This window comes from Jannaschia sp. M317, assembly GCF_025141175.1.
Lineage (GTDB): Bacteria > Pseudomonadota > Alphaproteobacteria > Rhodobacterales > Rhodobacteraceae > Jannaschia.
In genome coordinates, this window is the sequence record NZ_CP081155.1 from 2,273,499 (window position 1) to 2,292,061 (window position 18,563).

13 protein-coding genes are annotated in these 18,563 nt (G+C 65.0%); 5 read left to right on the forward strand and 8 right to left on the reverse strand.

What is annotated here, in order from left to right:
* Positions 1 to 9: 9 nt before the first annotated feature.
* The 5 genes from K3551_RS11640 to K3551_RS11660 all read right to left on the reverse strand — a co-directional run bounded on the left by K3551_RS11640 (position 10) and on the right by K3551_RS11660 (position 8,913).
* Positions 10 to 2,838, reverse strand: a complete 2,829-nt coding sequence (locus K3551_RS11640) for a molybdopterin oxidoreductase family protein (protein ID WP_259913357.1) — start codon at positions 2,836 to 2,838, stop codon at positions 10 to 12.
* On the reverse strand, positions 2,835 to 3,815 hold the full coding sequence (locus tag K3551_RS11645; RefSeq protein ID WP_259913358.1) for a phosphotransacetylase: 981 nt from the start codon (positions 3,813 to 3,815) through the stop codon (positions 2,835 to 2,837). Before K3551_RS11645 ends, K3551_RS11640 begins: the two co-directional genes overlap by 4 nt.
* Before the next feature lie 86 nt (positions 3,816 to 3,901).
* A complete protein-coding gene (gene xsc / locus K3551_RS11650; protein ID WP_259913359.1) occupies positions 3,902 to 5,680 on the reverse strand; it encodes a sulfoacetaldehyde acetyltransferase in 1,779 nt (592 codons plus the stop codon).
* Between the two features lie 142 nt (positions 5,681 to 5,822).
* A complete protein-coding gene (locus tag K3551_RS11655) occupies positions 5,823 to 7,307 on the reverse strand; it encodes a PLP-dependent aminotransferase family protein (protein WP_259913361.1) in 1,485 nt (494 codons plus the stop codon).
* 211 nt (positions 7,308 to 7,518) lie between these two features.
* The gene (locus K3551_RS11660; protein WP_311199729.1) at positions 7,519 to 8,913 is read right to left on the reverse strand and encodes an aminotransferase class III-fold pyridoxal phosphate-dependent enzyme; all 1,395 of its coding nucleotides are present in this window, start codon (positions 8,911 to 8,913) and stop codon (positions 7,519 to 7,521) included.
* Between the two features lie 257 nt (positions 8,914 to 9,170).
* Here K3551_RS11660 and K3551_RS11665 point away from each other — a divergent pair, with 257 nt between their 5' ends.
* The 3 genes from K3551_RS11665 (at position 9,171) to K3551_RS11675 (ending at position 12,319) form a co-directional block, all read left to right on the forward strand.
* On the forward strand, positions 9,171 to 10,178 hold the full coding sequence (locus tag K3551_RS11665; RefSeq protein ID WP_259913363.1) for an ABC transporter substrate-binding protein: 1,008 nt from the start codon (positions 9,171 to 9,173) through the stop codon (positions 10,176 to 10,178).
* A gap of 64 nt (positions 10,179 to 10,242) precedes the next feature.
* Complete coding sequence (locus K3551_RS11670; protein ID WP_259913364.1) at positions 10,243 to 11,046, forward strand: taurine ABC transporter ATP-binding protein; 804 nt, start codon at positions 10,243 to 10,245, stop codon at positions 11,044 to 11,046.
* A 1-nt stretch (position 11,047) separates the two neighbouring features.
* A complete protein-coding gene (locus K3551_RS11675) occupies positions 11,048 to 12,319 on the forward strand; it encodes an ABC transporter permease (protein ID WP_259913365.1) in 1,272 nt (423 codons plus the stop codon).
* Positions 12,320 to 12,382: 63 nt separating this feature from the next.
* Here K3551_RS11675 and K3551_RS11680 read toward each other — a convergent pair whose 3' ends face one another.
* Positions 12,383 to 13,564, reverse strand: a complete 1,182-nt coding sequence (locus K3551_RS11680) for a porin family protein (protein ID WP_259913366.1) — start codon at positions 13,562 to 13,564, stop codon at positions 12,383 to 12,385.
* Between the two features lie 29 nt (positions 13,565 to 13,593).
* The gene (locus K3551_RS11685; protein WP_259913367.1) at positions 13,594 to 14,292 is read right to left on the reverse strand and encodes a hypothetical protein; all 699 of its coding nucleotides are present in this window, start codon (positions 14,290 to 14,292) and stop codon (positions 13,594 to 13,596) included.
* Between the two features lie 233 nt (positions 14,293 to 14,525).
* Here K3551_RS11685 and K3551_RS11690 point away from each other — a divergent pair, with 233 nt between their 5' ends.
* Positions 14,526 to 16,691: an ATP-binding protein gene (locus K3551_RS11690; protein ID WP_259913368.1), complete on the forward strand. Its 2,166-nt coding sequence runs from the start codon at positions 14,526 to 14,528 to the stop codon at positions 16,689 to 16,691.
* A gap of 3 nt (positions 16,692 to 16,694) precedes the next feature.
* Complete coding sequence (locus K3551_RS11695; RefSeq protein ID WP_259913369.1) at positions 16,695 to 17,330, forward strand: response regulator transcription factor; 636 nt, start codon at positions 16,695 to 16,697, stop codon at positions 17,328 to 17,330.
* Here the strand turns inward: K3551_RS11695 and K3551_RS11700 are convergent.
* Positions 17,327 to 18,553: an MFS transporter gene (locus K3551_RS11700; protein ID WP_259913371.1), complete on the reverse strand. Its 1,227-nt coding sequence runs from the start codon at positions 18,551 to 18,553 to the stop codon at positions 17,327 to 17,329. The genes K3551_RS11695 and K3551_RS11700 overlap by 4 nt on opposite strands.
* Positions 18,554 to 18,563 lie beyond the last annotated feature (10 nt).

Below are 18,563 nucleotides of genomic sequence, written 5' to 3' on the forward strand. Positions count from 1 at the left end.
AGAGTGCGCTCATTTCACTTGCCACGCCAGCTTGTCCGGTCCCTGGCCGACCGGCGACGCCTGTTTGCCGGTATTCGGACGCGAGGTCAGGTCCGCAGGGGCGGCGACCTTTTCGATCTTTACCTTCAGGTCGAACCAGGCGGCCTGACCGGTGATCGGGTCCGAATTCGACCAGCGCATGCCGTCCTGTTTCGGCGGCATCAATTCGTGGATCAGGTGGTTCAGAAGGAAGCCCTTCTTCACCTCGGGGGCGTTGTCGTGCAGCGCCCAGGCGCCCTTGCGCTTGCCGATGGCGTTCCAGGTCCAGACCGTGTTTTCGTTGAGCGCGGGCATATGGGCGACGGGCACCGTGATTTCGCCATGGGGCGAGGTCACGCGGGCCCAGCCGTCCTCGGCGAAGCCGTGCTGTTCCCAAATCTTCGTCGGCACATAGAGGGGGTTGCGGCCATGGATCTGGCGCAGCCAGGCGTTCTGTGTGCCCCAGGAATGATACATCGCCATGGGCCGCTGGGTCAGGGCGGTGACGGTGAATTCGTCGTTCTCGCCGTGGTGCCCCTCGGTCGCGTCCCACCAGATCGGCAGCGGGTCCATGGTGGCCTTGATCCGCTCGCGCAGGTGATCGGGGGGCTGGCGGTCGCCGTGGCCTTCGGCGGCCAGCTGGAAGCGGCGCATCGGTTCGCACCACAGCGTGAACAGATAGGGGCTGGCCTTGTCGAACAGACCGATTTCAACCGCCCAATCCTGATAGGCCTTGTTCCACGGCTTGTAGAACTGCGCCTCGTCAGGGATGTGGGCAATCGCATAGCCGCCGTTGTCGATATAGGCCTGCAACTGATCGGGATTCGGTGCGCCGCGCCCCATCTCGGTGCCGTCGCCACGGAAACCCATCAATGGGCCGACGCCGGGGCGACGTTCATGGCTGACGATATAGTCGGCGTAGTCCTTGAACTTGGCGCTGCCGTCGTCCTTGACGAAACCGGGCAGGCCCATCTTGGCCCCCAGTTCGATCAGCGCGGTCTGAAAGCCTTTGACGTTGCGGTCTGGCTCTACCACCGGCCAGCGGATTGCGTCGGCTGCCGCCTCCGCCTCGCAGATGGGGCGGTCCAGCAGGCTGATGCAGTCGTGGCGTTCCAGATAGGTCGTGTCGGGCAGGATCAGGTCGGCATAGGCCACCATCTCGGACGAATAGGCGTCCGAGTAGATGATATGCGGAATGACATAGCTGCCGTCGTCTTTCTTGTCGGCCAGCATCTTCATCGTGCCCGACGTGTTCATCGAAGAGTTCCACGCCATGTTCGCCATATAGAGGAACAGCGTGTCGATCTTGTACGGGTCGCCCGCATGCGCGTTCGATATCACCATATGCATCATGCCATGGGCCGACATCGGGTTTTCCCAGGTGAAGGCCTTGTCGATGCGGGCCGGGCTGCCGTCGTCCTTCAGCGCCAGATCGGCGGGGCCGTGGACGAAACCCAGATGCGGGCCGTCCAGCGGTGCGCCGGGGGTGACCTTGCAATGCGGTTTCGGGTGGGCCGTCGCGGGTTTGGGGTAGGGCGGTTTGAACCGGAAACCGCCGGGGGTCTCGACCGAGCCGATCAGGATCTGCAGCATGTGCAGCGCGCGACAGGTCTGGAACCCGTTGGCGTGGGCGGAAATCCCGCGCATGGCGTGGAAGCTGACGGGACGACCGGTCATGGTCTTGTGGGTGCGACCCCGGAAATCGGTCCACTCCTGCTCGATCTCGATAGCCTCGTCGAAGGCGACGCGGGCGATCTCGGCGGCCAGGGCGCGGATGCGGCCCTCGGGGATGCCGACGCGGTCGGCGACCTTGGCGGGGGCGTATTGCGGGTCGAGATATTTCTCGGCCATGTGCTGGAAAACGGTGCGGTGGGTGACGCCGTCCTGGTCCCAGGTGCCGGTCAGATCGGGGTCCAGATCCTCGGCGTCGAAACAGCGGGGGCGGTTTTCGTTGCGGCACCAGACCAGCGCGTGGCCGTCATCGTCCTTGAGCGGCAGGCCATGGCCAGGGCCAGGGCGTGCGTCGATCAGGACGGGGGCGTCGGTAAACTGGCGCAGATAGTCGAGGTCGATCTTGCCGGCCTTGAGCAGGCAATGGACGAGGCTGAGGATCAGCAAGCCGTCTGTGCCCGGGGTCACGCCGAACCAATCGTCTGCGACGGCGTTGTAGCCGGACCGGATCGGATTGACGCCGACGACGCGGCCGCCGTGGCCCTTCATCTTGCCGATGCCCATCTTGATCGGGTTGCTGTCGTGATCCTCGGCCACGCCGAACAGGATGAACAGCTTCGTCCGCTCCCAATCCGGCTGTCCGAATTCCCAGAAGGCGCCGCCCATGGTGTAGATGCCGCCCGCCGCCATGTTGACCGAGCAGAAGCCGCCATGCGCTGCGTAGTTCGGCGTGCCGAAGGCCTGCGCCCACCAGCTTGTGAAGGATTGCGATTGGTCGCGCCCGGTAAAGAAGGCCAGCTTGGATGGATCGGTTTCGCGGATCGGGGTCAGCCAGCCAGCGGCGATGTCATAGGCCTCGTCCCAGGAGATTTCCTCGAACTTGCCTTCGCCACGCTCGCCCACGCGTTTCATGGGGTTGCGCAGGCGCGAGGGCGCGTTGTGCTGCATGATGCCCGCGCTGCCCTTGGCGCAGAGCACCCCCTTGTTCACCGGGTGATCGCGGTTGCCTTCGATATAGGCGACCTTGTCGCCTTCGTCGGTCTTTTTGATGTGCACGTTGATGCCGCAGCGGCAGGCGCACATGTAACACGTGGTCTTGCGGATCTCGTCCCCGACCTTGGGCGATAGGTTCAGCTTGGGCTGGTTCATGTGGTTGTCCCCTGGTCGATCTGCGCGGAAGTCACGGCAATCATGTCGAGAATGTCATCAGCAGTGCACCCGCGTGACAAGTCGTTGGCTGGTTTGGCAAGACCCTGCAGAACCGGGCCGATGGCGGTGGCACCGCCAATGCGCTGTGCGATCTTATAGCCGATGTTCCCGGCGTCCAGGTCGGGAAAGATCAGCACGTTGGCCTGACCCGCGACAGGGCTGCCGGGTGCCTTGGAGGCGCCGACGCCCGCATCGAAGGCGGCGTCGAACTGAAGCTCTCCGTCGATGGCAAAGCTGGCGGTCTGTCGTGCTTTCTCAAGCGCTTGCGTGACCTTGTTCACACGGGAATGCGCGGCGCTGCCCTTGGTGGAAAAGCTGAGCATCGCGACCTTTGGGGCCTGATCCAGCAGGGCCTGCGCAGAGGCGGCGGCCTGATGGGCGATTGCGGCCAGCTGATCCGCGTCGGGGTCGATCACAAGGCCGCAGTCAGAGAAGATCACGCCGGCGCCCGGGCGCGTCGGGTGGCTGTCGGGCAGGACCATCAGGAAAAAGCTGGACACCATCGGGGCGTCCGCGGCGGTGCCGATCATCTGCAGGGCGGCGCGCACGGTGTCCGAGGTGGTGGCCACGGCCCCGCCTATGGTGCCGTCGGCCAGCCCCTCGCGGACCATCAAGGCGGCCCAGATCAACGGGTCGGAAATCGCGGCCTCGGCCTGTTCGGGCGTCGGGTTACGCTTGGCGCGGGCGGTCAGAAAGGCCCGGGCCATGGCCGCGCGGCGCGGGCTGGTTGCGGGATCTTCGAGGGTGACGCCATCGGGCAGGTCGGTGCCCGCGGGGGCCAGCAAGGTGACCCGGGCCAGGCCCTCGGCCACGGCGCGGCCTGCGGCATCCTGCACGCGGGGGTCCGTGCCTTCGGGCAAAACGATGTGGTGGCAGGCGGCGCGGGCCCGGTCGCGGAGCGTGGTGAGAGGCGACATTCAGGCGGCTCCGGTCTGGGGGGAATCATTTGCGCAAAAAGACGGCGAGAGGTTCCCGCCGTCTTTGATTATCGTTTCAGAACAGATCACTCGGCGGCGACGTTCATGTCATCCTTGGAGATGCCCGCCACGCGGACCGGCTTCTTCATGGCGTCACGGCGGAACGGCTCGCCCAGTTCCTGGTTGAGGATGACCTCGATCAGGGTGGTTTCGTTGTTGTCCATCTGATCCTTGATCGCCTGGTCCAGCGCTGCCGTCAGCTCGTCCATGGTCTTGACCTGAACGCCCTTCAGGCCACAGGCCTGCGCGATGCCCGCATAGCTGACCTTCATGTCCAACTCGGTGCCGACGAAGTTGTCGTCGAACCAGAGCGTCGAGTTCCGCTTTTCGGCGCCCCACTGGTAGTTGCGGAACACGATCTGCGTGATGCCGGGCCATTCGTCGCGACCGATGGCCGTCAGTTCGTTGACCGAAATGCCGAAGGCACCGTCACCGGCAAAGCCCACGACCGGCACGTTCGGCTGACCGATCTTGGCACCGATGATGGCGGGCAGGCCATAGCCGCAGGGACCGAACAGGCCGGGGGCCAGGTATTTCCGGCCCGCGTCGAAGTCGGGATAGGCGTTGCCGATGGCGCAGTTGTTGCCGATGTCCGACGAGATGATCGCCTCGCGGGGCAGGGCCTGCTGGATGGCGCGCCATGCCTGGCGGGGGGACATCCAGTCGGGGCGGGCGTCGCGGGCACGCTCGTTCCAGGTGGTGCCGGGATCGTCCTGCTCGTGATCCAGCGACGAAAGCTCCTGCTTCCAGGCGGATTTGGTCTGCGCGATCTTGGCCTTGCGGTCTTCGCGGCCTGCGTCGCCTGCCCCGTCGGACAGCTTGTTCAGGATGCCGGTCGCGACCTTGGCGGCGTCACCGACGATGCCGACCGATACCTTTTTGGTCAGGCCGATGCGATCGGGATTGATGTCGACCTGGATGATCTTGGCGTCCGCAGGCCAGTAATCCATGCCGTAGCCCGGCAACGTCGAGAACGGGTTCAGGCGCGTGCCGAGGCAGACGACGACGTCGGCGTCCTTGATCAGCTGCATCGCCGCCTTGGAGCCGTTGTAGCCCAGCGGACCGGCAAACAGCGGGTGCGAACCGGGGAAGGCGTCGTTGTGCTGATAGCCAACGCAGACCGGCGCATCCAGACGTTCGGCCAGGGCCATCGAAGCGGCGATGCCGCCCTTGGACAGGACCACGCCCGCGCCATTCAGGATCACCGGGTTCTTGGCGTCCGAGATCAGCTTGGCCGCCGTTTCGATCGAGGTTTCGCCGCCCGGCGAGACTTCGAAGTTGATCGGCTGCGGGATTTCGATGTCGACGACCTGGGTCCAGAAATCGCGCGGGATGTTGATCTGCGCCGGACCGGACAGGCGGTGCGCCTTGGAAATCACGCGGGCCAGCACTTCGCAGATGCGGGTGGGGTCGCGGACTTCTTCCTGGTAGGCGACGCAGTCCTTGAACAGGTTCATCTGCTCCATTTCCTGGAAACCGCCCTGACCGATGGTCTTGTTGGCGGCCTGCGGCGTGACCAGCAGGCACGGCGTGTGGTTCCAGTAGGCGGTTTTGACCGACGTGACGAAGTTGGTGATGCCAGGGCCGTTCTGCGCGATCATCATCGACATTTCGCCGGTGGCGCGGGTGTAGCCGTCGGCCATCATGCCGGCGGTCATCTCGTGGGCGCAGTCCCAAAAGGTGATGCCCGCGGTCGGGAAGATGTCAGAGATGGGCATCATGGCCGACCCGATGATCCCGAAGGCGTGGCGAATGCCGTGTGCCTGAAGGGTTTTGACGAAGGCTTCCTCGGTGGTCATCTTCATAGCGGGCTCTCTCCAGTGCTATTAATGAGACGTATCGTCTCTATTTTGGCCTATACTGAAGCCACTCTATGACCAGCGTCAAGCACTCAGTAGGTCCAGATCACAATGCGACCTATGGCCAGAGGGTGCGCGGAACGCAGATTCAGATGATTGGCGACGGGGTCAGCGCAGCGCTTTCCTGAGCGATCCGGCGCAGCCCCTCGGGTATGTCGCGTTCCGCAATCGAGGAGTAGGCCAGCCGGTAGTGGGTGCCCGGATCCTGCGCCGCGCCAAAAAACGGGCCTGCGGGTTCGATCAGGACCTTCCGGTCGCGCAGCCGTTGCGCCAGCACGGCGGCCGAAACACCGGGCGGGGTCTGCATCCAGAAAGAAGAGCCGCCAAACGTGTTGGACCCGGCCACGGTCAGCCCCAGTTCGCGCATTGCCTGTTCCGCCACGGTGCGGCGATCGCGGTAGGCGCGGGACATCTTGTGGACTTGTGCGTCGTAGTGGCCCTGGGACAGGAAATAGGCCGCCGCGCGCTGGATGTGGCCCGGCACGTGCCGCATGACCAGCGACCGCAGGCGGCGCACCTCCTGGACCAGGGGCGCGGGACCGACGATGTAGCCCAGGCGCAGGCCCGGAAACAGCGATTTGGCGAAGCTGCCGATGTAGATGACCCGGCCCGCGCGGTCGAGGGACTTGAGCGCCGGCGAGGGAGAGGTGGCGAAGGACATCTCGAATTCGTAGTCGTCTTCGACAATCAGAAAGTTGTCGCGGTCGGCGCGGTCCAGTATTTCGCGGCGGCGTGCGACCGGCAACGTCACAGAGGTGGGGCAGTGGTGCGAGGGCGTCACGAACAACACATCGGTCTGCGCGGGCACCTGTTGCGGTGGCAGGCCTTGACCGTCAATCGCTACGGGGCGGACGTTGCATCCGGAATGTTGCAGGATCTGGCGCAACGGCGGATAGCAGGGGTGTTCAACCGTCGCGGTACGGCCAGGTCGCAGCAGCGCCTCGGCAATCAGCCAAAGCGCGTTTTGCGCCCCCATGGTCACCAGCACCTCTTCGGGGTGGGCGGCGATGCCGCGCCGGGGCAGGATCAGACGGATGACCTGTTCCACCAGTTGCGCGTCGTCACGTTCATAGCTGTCCGAGGTCAGCGCGTCGAAATCCCGCGCCCCCAACGCCTGAAGCGCGCATTTGCGCCAGTTCTGGTGATCGAAAAGCCGCGCGTCCGCCTGACCGTAGATAAAGGGGTAGCGATAGCGGCGCCAATCTTCGGGGCGGGTCAGGACGGCCTCGGTCGGGGCCTGTTGGGCGAAGGCACGGGACCAATCGACCCTGCTGCCGGAGGGCATATGGCTGGGTGCGGACAGGCTGGGCGGGCGCGGGGCCGTGTCGGAGACGAAATAGCCGGATCGCCCGCGCGCAGAGAGGTAATCGTTGGCGACCAGTTCTGTATAGGCCAGCGTCACGGTGATCCGGCTGATACCCAGGTGCCGCGCCAACCCGCGAGAGGAGGGCATCCGGTCGCCGGGGCGGAACCGTCCAGACAGGATGCCGCCGGTCACCAGTTCCTGCAACTGCCGTTGCAGCGTGCCCTGGTGCAGCGGGTCGAGGATGAAGGTTTCCACGGCTATGGCCATATCTGGACCTATAGACTGGACAGACTGGACTGAAAAGGCTGCGGGTGTTTGATTGTCGCGCCGCAGGCTGCGGGCCTCGGCATCTCTGGAGTGCGGCTATGGGGTAGCCGCAGCAGTCTGAACCGAGCGGCGGGACGTGGCGCTGGCCGCTCCGCTTGCTGGGCTGTCGCAAGGATAGGATGCCGCCCCCGGTATGGGGGCGGCGAAAACCTTAGCCGAACACCTTCGTCAGTGCGCGGTCGACCGCGTCGGTGATCTGGTCGATGTCGTCTGCGGTGGCGATCAGAGCGGGGCTGAAGCAGAGCGTGTTGTTGAAACCCGGCAGCGACCGGTTGGTCGCGCCGATGATGACACCCTGCGCCATGCAGTCGGCAACGACGGCCTGCACCATCTTTTCGTCCGCAGCCTCACGCGTTTTGCGGTCGGCGACCAGTTCGGCCCCGAGGAACAGGCCCTTGCCGCGCACCTGGCCGATGACGGCATGCTTTTCCATCAATGCCTCGAGGTTGGACAGCATGTGTGCGCCCATGGCGGTGCAGTTTTCCAGCAGGCCCTCGCGCTCGATGATGGCCATGTTGGCGATGGCTGCCGCCGGGCCCGCCGCACAGCCGCCAAAGGTCGAGACGTCGCGGAAGTAGTGCAGCTTGTCCGAGGGGTCGTCCTTGAACATGTCGAAGACGGCTTCGGTCGTCACCATGCAAGAGATGGCAGCGTAGCCCGAGGCGACACCCTTGGCCATCGTCACGAAGTCCGGCTTGATGCCGTAGTGCTGATACCCGAACCAGGTGCCGGTGCGGCCCACGCCGCAGACGACCTCGTCGATGTGCAAGAGCAGGTCGTATTTCTCGACGATCTCGGCCACGCGTTCCCAGTACCCGGCGGGGGGCACGATCACGCCGCCGCCCGCTGTCACCGGCTCCAGGCAGAGGGCGCCGACGGTGTCGGGGCCTTCGCGCAGGATCACCTCCTCGATGGCATCGGCGGCGCGGCGGCCGTATTCTTCACCGGACAGATCGCCCCAGCCCTGATCGCCCTTGCGGTATTCCAGGCAATGGGGGACCGACACGAACCCAGGCGTGAAGGGACCGTATTGCGCGTTCCGCTCCTCCTGGCCGCCTGCTGACAGACAGGCGATGGTGGTGCCGTGATAGTCCCGCTCGCGGTAGAGAATCTTGTATTTCTTGCCGCCGTGGTGACGGGCGGAAATCTGGCGGATCATCTTGAAGGCCTTCTCGTTGGCCTCCGATCCGGAGTTGGCATAGAACACGCGGCTCAGGCCCGGCATCTTGCTGATCAGTTTTTCCGCAAACTGAGAACCGGGGATCGAGCCCGCCGTCTGGGCGAAATAGTTCATCTTGACCAGCTGATCGCGGACGGCGTTGGCGATTTCTTCGCGGCCGTAGCCGACATTCACGGTCCAGACACCACCGGACACGGCGTCCAGGTGTTCCTTGCCGTGCTGATCCCAGACGCGCATGCCGCGGCCTTCGACGATAATGCGAGGATCGTTTGTTTCAAGAGGTTTATGCGGCAGAAGGTGATGCCAGACGTGGGCGCGGTCGGCTTCGACGATGGCGGTCATGTCGTTCGGGGTCAGGGTATCCATGGGCATTCTCCGGGACGGGACGGACACCGCAAGATACGGGCCGTGGCGTCGAAATCATCATGCAATTTTCCAACTCTTTCGAGAGGCCGGATAGGGCCAGAAATACCCTGCGCTTAGGTCCAGCTTGCCGTCACTGTTGTCAGGTGACGCAGGGGGCACCTAGGCTTTGCACGTGCTGACGGACCTGCGAGGGTCCGCTGCTTCCCAGGGGCCAAAGATGCGCCGGGACCTCGATGATACAACCGGGAGAAATCAATATGACACTTAAATCCAAGCTTATGGGCGCTGTCGCCGCCGCCACCATGCTGTCGGGCGCACAGGTTGCCATGGCCGACGGTCACCTGTCTGAAATCACCGTCGCCTATTTCCTTGAGTGGCCGATGCCGATGCTGGCCGCTAAGGCCGCGGGCACCTATGACGAGACGCTGGGCGTCACCGTCAACTGGGTCAGCTTCGAGACCGGCACCGCGATGTCCGCCGCAATGGCATCCGGCGACGTGCAACTGGCTGTGTCCCAAGGCGTTCCGCCCTTCGTGGTGGCCGCCTCTGCCGGGCAGGACCTGCAGGTGATCGACGTGGCCGTGTCCTATTCCGAGAACGACAACTGCGTCGTCAGCTCGGCCCTGGACATCACCAAGGACAATGCGTCCGAACTGGCCGGCAAGAAGGTCGCCGTGCCGCTGGGCACTGCGGCGCACTACGGCTTCCTGCGTCAGATGGGTCACTTCGGCGTCGATCTGGCCTCGCTGGATGTGGTCGACATGGATCCGCCGACCGGCGCGACCGCGCTGGCCCAAGGCGACGTCGATTTTGCCTGCGGCTACGGCGGCGGTCTGAACACCATGAAGGAATCGGGCAACGTCCTGCTGACCGGTGCCGAAAAGGAAGCCCTGGGCATCCTGGTCTTCGACGTCACGTCCGCGCCTGCGCAGTTCGTGGCCGAGAACCCCGACCTGGTGGCCAAGTTCGTCAAGGTCACGGCTGACGCCAATGCCGAATGGGCCGCGAACCCGACCGAAGAGATGCTGCAGGTGATCGCCGACGAATCCGGTCAGGAGCTGGAGGCCGCGCGCGGCAACCTGGCGACCTTCGCCTTCCCGACGATCGAAGAGCAGCTGTCCGAGACCTGGCTGGGCGGCAACGCGGCGACCTTCATGAAGGGCGTGGCCGATGTCTTCGTCGAGGCGGGGTCCATCCCCTCGGCGCTGGACAGCTATTCCGACCTGGTGAACACGCAGCCGCTCGAAGACGCGCAGGGCATGTAATCCACGTTCCTAACAGACACCGCCACGCCCCAGACCCGGGGCGTGGCATCAGGAAGGACCACAAATGACCGGACTATCCATCGAAAGCATCTCGATGCGATTCGATTTGCCCAATGGAAGCCACGTGCAGGCGTTGAAGGACGTGTCGCTGGATCTGGCCAAGGGCGAATTGATGAGCGTGCTTGGCCCCTCGGGCTGCGGCAAGACCACGCTGTTGAATATCGTGGCAGGTTTTCTTGCCCCGACCGAAGGACGGATCGTCCTGAACGGTCACGACGTCAAAGGCCCCGACGCCGAACGTGGCATGGTGTTTCAGCAAGGCGCCCTGTTCGAGTGGATGTCCGTGCGCGAGAACGTCGAATTTGGCCCCCGCATGAAGGGCACCCCGCTGGCCGAACGCCGACAGGATGCCGACCGCCTGCTGGAAATCACCGGCCTGAAGGATTTCAAGGACAAGGCGATCTATGAATTGTCTGGCGGCATGCAACAGCGTGTGGCCCTGGCCCGCTGTCTTGCCAACGACCCCGACGTCATCTTGATGGATGAACCGCTGGGCGCGCTGGACGCGCTGACACGTGAAAAGATGCAGGGCCTCGTGCTCAAGCTCTGGAAAGAGACCGGCAAGACCATCATCCTGATCACCCACTCAGTCGAAGAGGCGCTGCTGCTGGGCGAACGGTTGCTGGTCATGGCCCCGCGCCCCGGTCGCATTCACCGCGAATATCGCCTGCCGTTTGCGGAAATGGGCGTCGAGACGGACCTGCGAGAGGTCAAGAAACACCCCGACTTCGGCACCCGCCGAGAGGAGATCCTGTCAATGATCTGGGAGATGGAAGAAGAAATCATGGGCCGGACGGAGGACGCTTGATATGACCGGACTTCTTATCATCGTCGCCTACGTGGCCATGTTCGTGATCTCCATGGTGGTGGTCAACACGTTGACCGCGAAATCGAAACCCAAGGATTTCACCTCGCTCAAGACCGTCACCTTTGGCGACGAAAGCGCGGTGCGCCCGAACCGTTGGGCGTCAGTTATTTCCGTCGTGGTGCTGTTTTTGATCTGGGGCGCGTTCACCGGCTCGAAACTGTCGCCCATCCATGTGCCGGGTCCGTTCGAGGGGGACACCTCGTTCACCTATACGGCCCAGAATGCCGCCGGCGACACCGATGACGCAACGGTTGCCGTGCGCGTCCACGAAGTTGGCGCCGAGGTCGAGGACCCGGTGCTGGAGCCGGGCGACGGATTTGCCAAGAACGACGTCGACAGGGTCGGGCTTTACCGGTCCAAGATCCTGCGGCTGGACCGCAACGACGAAGGCTCGGGCGAGGACGGGTATCAGATCATCGCGATCAATGGTCAGCCCATTGGCCCCAACGGGTCGGTCGATACCGATGACGGCACGATGACCATGAACGAGCGGGGCGGGTTGAACTTTGTGCCCAACAAGGGCTTCCAGATGCAACCGCTCTACCTGCCGTCGCCCGAACGGGTCGTGCAGGCCCTGGTCGAGGTGGCGCAGGACGGCTATCGCAACTTTACCCTGTGGGAACACCTGGGCTGGTCGCTGTTCCGCGTGCTTGCAGGTTTCGCGGTCGGTGCGCTGATCGGCATTCCGCTTGGCTATGCCATGGGGCTGAGCAACTGGTTCCGGGGCTGGTTCGATCCCATCGTGGAGTTCATGCGCCCGGTGCCGCCGCTGGCCCTGATCCCGCTGGTCATCATCTGGTTCGGCATCAACGAGACCGGCAAGATCGTCCTGCTGTTCCTCGCCGCGCTGTGGATCATGGCGATCGGGGCCCGGGCGGGCGTGTCCGGGGTGAATATCACCAAGGTTCACGCCGCCTATTCGCTGGGCGCGTCCAAGTCGCAAATCCTGCGGCACGTGATCATCCCGAATTCCCTGCCCGAGATTTTCACCGCCGCTCGTGTGGCGATGGGGGTGTGCTGGGGCACCGTGGTTGCCGCCGAACTTGTGGCGGCGAACGTCGGCGCGGGCATGATGATCACCACCGCGTCCAAGTTCCAGCAGACCTATATCGTGGTCATGGGCATCATCCTGATCGGGGTGATCGGCTTTGGCATCGATATCCTGATGCGCAAGGCAGAAAGCTGGCTGGTGCCCTGGAAGGGTCGCAGCTGATCCTTGCCGGGATCTGACCGAAGGGGGCCGCCGTCAGGGCGGCCCCTTTTCATTTGCTCTGCCCTAGAACCTGCGGGTGAAGGTCAGCGCCGCGCGGGTGTTGTCGTAGCGTTGAAGGGGAATGTTGCTGTCCTGGCGTTCGCGCGCCAGTTCCAGCACGGGGGCAAAACCATACAGGTTGATCCGGGCATGGCTGACGCGCAGCGCAAGTGCGTCCCGCCGATCGGATTGGGTGACGGTGAAGAACCCGGTCGGGGCATCGCGGCGAAACCGGCTGCGGGTCACGGTCGCGCCCAGGGACAGGCCGCCCCGAAACGCATGGTCGATCCCCACCGACTGCGTCACGGTCCGGGTAGAGGAGCCGACGCGCACCGCGTTCCGCGCCCCAAGGCCCAGCGCGAATGACAGCCGCGTCGCCGGGCTGAGCGCGTGGACATAGCCCAGCGTCACCCCGCTATCAGTCCCGTCCAACCCCGGAATGTCGCGATACTGCAAGCGGTCCAGATGTACGGAGGCCGCCACCGTGCCTCGCCGTCCCAGCGGGCGCGTCAGGTTGAAGGTCAGACCGGGACCATGGGCCAGCGGCTCCTCGGCTACGAAATGTTGCGAAAACCGCAGCGCGCCTTCGATCCGGGTGGCTCCGCGAATTGTGCGAAAGCCGACCTGGGCGCGCAGGGTTCCGGTATCCTCCAGCGGTCCGCTGCGCGCGGTATAATCGAGGGTGGCCCCACCGAAGACCCCGGTGCGCACCGATAGTGCATGCAGATACAACGCCCCCGTCGACAGACTGGCAGAGCGGCCGGATTCACCGGCCCCTGCGGTTCCCACCTCGACGGGGACACCGTTGATCAGGATGAACCCGGACGAGCCGCGCGCCGGGTTGCTTTCGGGGGCGATCGAAAAGGACAGCGACCGTTCCCAGCCGCTGCGCAAGGGCAGACCGGCCAGCAGTCCCTCGACCGTGCGGCGGGCCTCCGGAGGCAAGGTGCCGCCGCGGGCCTGGGCAAAATGGAAACGGGCGCGTTGACCTTGGCCCAGCCGCAGCAGGACAGAGGCCAGCTCCAACCGGTAGACGCCGGCGTCGGGCGCGTCCGCGACAAGCGCCTCCAACAAGGGGAGCGCGTCGGCAAAGCGGCCCGACTGGGTCAATGCGTTGGCCTGAATCCAGCGCGAATCCTCGGCCTGCGCCTGTGCGGTGGGCGGCTGTAAAAGACAAAGGGCGAGGCCCAGGGCTGCAAGCAGCACCCGGACCCCGCGATGTCGGTCAGATTGGGTCACTTCGTGGCGTGGAACGTGCTTTCGGTGCCCGCGACGGTCGCGGTGGACCCGTCAGGCAGGATGAACGTCCCCGCAGTCGCGCCCGTGATGCTCTGGTTGTCGTTGGTCACGAAACCGTTGAGCACGAGGTTCGAGTCGTTCCCCGCCGTGCCGCCATCAGCCGTCAGCGCGCCAGTCATCGCAATCGTGACGGAGCTGGTCTGAGCGTTGGGGTCAACCGGGCAGGGGACGCCCGCAGGGGCCGCCGCACAGATCGCCGCGCCATCGAAACGCTGGATGCGGTTCAACGCACCCGAAGACGAGGCGTTCAGCGTTCCGTTCCAGGTCGTCGCAGCCCCCTGGACTTCGCCGGCAAAGTTTGTCGCCGTCCCGGTGAACGCCGGGCCCGCCTGGCCATCGGTCCAGTTCGCGGTCAGCGCCAGGTCACCCGTGGCGTGACCCAGCGGCGTGTTGGCCCCATTCATGCTGCCCAGTTGCGCCTGGACGCTGCCGGTGAACGCACCGGTAAAGGTGGCGGGCATGGTGGTCGTGGCCCCCTGGGCCGAAACGGCGTTGAACGCGGCGTTGTGGGCCGCGTTGCTTGAATTCGCACCACCACCTGCGGCACCGCCGCCGCCTTTGTTACTGCTGTTGCATCCGGCCAGGGCGACCGCGCTGGCGAGCAGAACCGTGCTCAGGGCAAATTTGGAAATCATGGAACCATCCCTCTGGTTTTCGGGCAGACGCTGTCTGTCGAACCCTCGCGACGAACGAATAATCACTTCGGTCCGATATCCTTATCCCCGGTTCCGGGGGGGTGACTGGAATGAGACGAATGTTTTCCGATGGATGCACAGGATAGATTGTCTTGACCGCAGGGGCCGCGACGGGTTGATTTGTACAACGGTCGCGGGCGCAGTCTGGTGCGGTTAGGCCCGGAGGAGTGGTTATGGACAGAATGCAGGCGATGCACGCCCGGCGTGCACCGGCCTTGTGGACGATTTGTGCGGCGTTGATCGCACTTTTCGCAACGGCTTTCGTATGTTGGCTGGCCCTGTCCCAACCGTGGCTTGGCCTGGACAAGGCCCATGGGGCCGACGGTCCCGGCATTATGCTGTTGGGAACGGACCCGGCGGGTCGCGCGTCCGAGGTGCCACCCACGCGTCTTCTGGCCGTCGAAGGCGCGGGCAGGCGAATCGCGCTGACGCCGTTCGATGCCATTGATGAGCCGGATGTCCTGCCGTCGCTGGCGGCCATGGACGCCCTTTATGCCAACCAGCAAGCCATCTGGGAGGCGCTGCGCGCGGGTCCTGTGACCCTGGTGACCGAAGACGGTGACTTTGTCGTAGAGGCGGCGCCGACGCGCCCCTTCGGCTCGCTCCCCGCGATTTTCTGGTTGCAGATCCTGGTGGGGGCCGCGCCCCTCGTGCTGGGCGGTTGGGTGCTGAGCCTGCGGCGGAGGGACCTGTCGGCCTGGATGTTCTCGCTGGCCGGATTGGGGCTGGCGTTTTCGGCGATGACGGCGGCCTGGTATTCGACGCGGGATCTGGCCGTTCCCGGAACCGGGTTTTATGTGGCTTCGACCCTGAACCTGTTCGGCTCGCTTCTGTTCGGGGCCTGCATGTCGGCGATGGTGATGATCTATCCCGTTCGCCTGGTGCCGCGTTGGGTTGTCTGGTCGCCGCTGGTCATCTTCGGGCTGTGGTTCCTGGGCTCGCCGCTCTACCTCTGGCCAAGTCGGGCGGAGGGGGCGCACCTGCCGACCGCGCTGGAAATGTTGTGGATCACGGTGGGGTTGCTGGCGCAATTCTGGGCCACCCGCCGCCGTCCCAAGGAACGCGCGATCGTCAAGTGGTTCGGGTCTTCGGTCCTGTTTGGCTGTGGCGGGTTCATTGCATTGATGGCGATCCCCTCGGCGCTCGGCTATCAGCCGACCATCCGGCAGGGACATGCGTTCCTGTTGTTTCTGTTCGTCTATCTGGGTCTGGCCATCGGGGTCGCCCGCTACCGAATGTTCGATTTGGGCGACTGGTCGTTCCGGTTGCTGTTCTATGCGATCGGCGTGGCGGTTCTGTTTGCGGTCGATGCGGCCCTGATCTCTGTCCTCTCTCTCGAGGCGGTGCCGGCGTTCAGCGCAGCTTTGGTTCTGGTGGTCCTGATCTACCTGCCGCTGCGCGATTTTCTGGGCAGGGTCGTTCGGCGCAAGCCAGAGGCCGCAGACCTGAGCGACGCTGTCGGTGGCGTGGCCCTGGCCCCCACGCCCGACATGCGAGAGGCGCGGTTTCGCGCCCTGTTGGAGCGGGCGTTCAACCCGCTCAGCATTGCGCCCGCGCCGTCCGACCCGACCGTGCCGCAATTGGTTGGCGAAGGCGAGGCGCTGGACATGCCAGCGATGCCCGGCATCCCGGCCTTGCGGATGGAATGGACCGGTGGCGGCCGCAAGCTGTTCGCGCCGCGCGACCGGGACCGCGCCGCCCGCATCGTCGAGACGATTGCCAGGCTCGATGATCTGGCACAGGCCCGCGACCGCGCGGTCGAGGAGGAACGCGCGCGCATCGACCGCGACGTGCACGACAACATCGGCGTGCAGCTGTTGGGTGCTCTGCATTCCGTGCAGCCGGACCGAAAGGACGCGATGATCCGTCAGACTCTGGCGGACCTGCGCAACATCGTCGCGAATACCCGCATCGAAGAGGCGTCGCTCCGCGACACCGTGGCCGATCTGCGTGGCGAGATTGGAAATCTCTATGATGCGGCGGGGGTCACGTTGGAATGGTTGGATACCGGCCTGCCGGATGCGGTGATCCCGGCGGCTCTGGTGGCCGCCTTGCGTGCCATCCTGCGCGAAGCAACCGGCAATGCGCTGCGCCATTCGGGGGCGGACCGCGTCTCGGTCAGGATCAGGCACGGGTTGGCGGGCCTGGAGGTTTCGGTGACCGACACGGGCCATGGCATTGCCGATGATGCCGTGCGCGGCAACGGGCTCGACAACCTGGAACAGCGGGCATCGACGCTTGGCGGGGACGTGACTGTCGACAGCGGCACAGGCGGCACACGGGTCCTTGTGCGCCTGCCCTGGAGTCTGGATGAACGGCTTGCCGAGGCAGGAGAATAGAAGATGAAGACCGCCCTCATCATCGAGGACATCACCGAGACGCGCACCTGGCTTTTGGGCCTGGTCGAGGCGGCCTGGCCGGGCTGCGCCGTCCGCAGCGCCGAAACGTTGGCACGGGCACGCGCGCAACTGGCCGAACAGACCTTCGAGTTGGCCTTGATCGATCTGAACCTGCCGGATGGCAACGGCCTTGACCTGCTGCGCGAGGTCAAGCGTGACCGGCCCGAAATGCTCTGCGTCGTGACGACGATCATGGCGGATGATGCCACGGTCGTCTCGGCCCTGTCGGCGGGGGCCGACGGCTATCTTCTCAAGGAAAATCCGGCCGGTGTCCTGACCCGGCAGCTGCGCCAGATCAGCCACGGGGTGCCCGCCCTGTCGCCCGCTATCGCGCGGCGGATCATGGAGCATTTTCGCCGCACTGGACCCGTCGAGGTCGACGCCCGCCTGACCGAGCGCGAGCGGGAGGTCCTGGCCCTGATTGGCCGGGGCCTGCGCACCAGCGAAGTCGCGGCAGAGCTGGGTCTGGCCGAAACGACAGTCGCCGGATACATCAAGGCGATCTACCGCAAGCTGGGCATTTCCAGCCGGGCCGAAGCGGCCTGGCACGCGACCCGCATGGGCCTGCGGGAGGGTTAGGCCCGCCCCGCGCGGCCGCGCAATGCCAGCCAGACCAGCGCCCCGGCGGCCAGCGTCAGAAAGGGCACCATCGCCAGGTTCACCGCCGTCCAGCCGCTGACCGCATCCGCCGCCGACCCCATCAGCCCGCCCGAGCTGAGCGAGGCAATCGTGACCATGCCGAACACCAGAGAGTCGTTGAGACCCTGCACCGTTCCGCGTTCCTGGGCATCATGGTGGGCCGTCAGCATCGTGGTGGCCCCGATGAACCCAAAGTTCCAGCCAAGCCCCAGCAGGATCAGCGCGATATAGAAGTGCGGCAGCGTCACACCGGCCAGCGCCACGATCCCCGCGGCGGCCAGCAGGGCCAGGCCGGTCGCCACGATCCGGGACATCCCGAAGCGGACGATCAGATGGCCGGTGAAGAAGCTGGGCGCATACATGGCGATGACGTGAAAGGTGACGATGTTCGAGGCATCTGGCACCCCAAAGCCGCAGCCGACCACGGCCAGCGGCGTCGAGGTCATCACCAGGTTCATCAAGGCATAGCTGACCATGGCACAGATGATCGCGACCAGAATCGCGGGCGTGCGCAGCAGTTGGGCCCGGCTGCGGCCTGCGGGGGCATCCTTGGCCGGGGCCGCGGGCGTCGGGATATCCAGCAAGAAGAACAGCCACAGGCCGATCAGGTTCAGCAACATCACCGCGCCGTAGGTCCCCAGAAAGGGAATGATCGTCGCGGTCTCGGTTCCGGTCACGACAAAGCGTGCCACAAAGGCGGAGACGAGGCCCCCCGCCATGACGTAGCTGATCGCCTTGGGGCGGTAGGCCTCGCTTGCGGTATCGGTCGCGGCGAAGCGGTAAAAGCCCAGCGTCGACATGAAGATACCGGTCAGATAGGCCCCGGCCAGGAATAGCGCGAAGCTGCCCCAGATCAGCGCCACCATGGACACGCCCGCGCCCAGCGCCCCCGCCAGCGCGCCCAGCACGAAACCGAACCGGCGGCCCCGACGCTGCATCAAGGGGGAAATCCACGGCGCGGTGGTCATCGACCCGAAGACGATCAGGGAAATCGGCAACGTCGCCAGCAAAGGCGAGGGAGCCAGCGTCAGGCCGATCAGACCGGCGACGGTGAAATTGATCGGCAGCTGCGCGCCCAGGATTGCCTGCGCCAGCACAAGCACGAGGACATTGCGCTTGGCGCGGCGGTGGCCGGTGTCGGCATCGGTGCTCACTGTGGTCATGCGGATGGCT

Bases quoted from the DNA above. Each gene is read 5' to 3' on its own strand.
- K3551_RS11640 (WP_259913357.1), bottom strand. From the start codon at position 2,838: ATGAACCAGCCCAAGCTGAACCTATCGCCCAAGGTCGGGGACGAGATC.
- K3551_RS11645 (WP_259913358.1), bottom strand. From the start codon at position 3,815: ATGTCGCCTCTCACCACGCTCCGCGACCGGGCCCGCGCCGCCTGCCAC.
- xsc (WP_259913359.1), bottom strand. From the start codon at position 5,680: ATGAAGATGACCACCGAGGAAGCCTTCGTCAAAACCCTTCAGGCACAC.
- K3551_RS11655 (WP_259913361.1), bottom strand. From the start codon at position 7,307: ATGGCCATAGCCGTGGAAACCTTCATCCTCGACCCGCTGCACCAGGGC.
- K3551_RS11660 (WP_311199729.1), bottom strand. From the start codon at position 8,913: ATGGATACCCTGACCCCGAACGACATGACCGCCATCGTCGAAGCCGAC.
- K3551_RS11665 (WP_259913363.1), top strand. From the start codon at position 9,171: ATGACACTTAAATCCAAGCTTATGGGCGCTGTCGCCGCCGCCACCATG.
- K3551_RS11670 (WP_259913364.1), top strand. From the start codon at position 10,243: ATGACCGGACTATCCATCGAAAGCATCTCGATGCGATTCGATTTGCCC.
- K3551_RS11675 (WP_259913365.1), top strand. From the start codon at position 11,048: ATGACCGGACTTCTTATCATCGTCGCCTACGTGGCCATGTTCGTGATC.
- K3551_RS11685 (WP_259913367.1), bottom strand. From the start codon at position 14,292: ATGATTTCCAAATTTGCCCTGAGCACGGTTCTGCTCGCCAGCGCGGTC.
- K3551_RS11690 (WP_259913368.1), top strand. From the start codon at position 14,526: ATGGACAGAATGCAGGCGATGCACGCCCGGCGTGCACCGGCCTTGTGG.
- K3551_RS11695 (WP_259913369.1), top strand. From the start codon at position 16,695: ATGAAGACCGCCCTCATCATCGAGGACATCACCGAGACGCGCACCTGG.
- K3551_RS11700 (WP_259913371.1), bottom strand. From the start codon at position 18,553: ATGACCACAGTGAGCACCGATGCCGACACCGGCCACCGCCGCGCCAAG.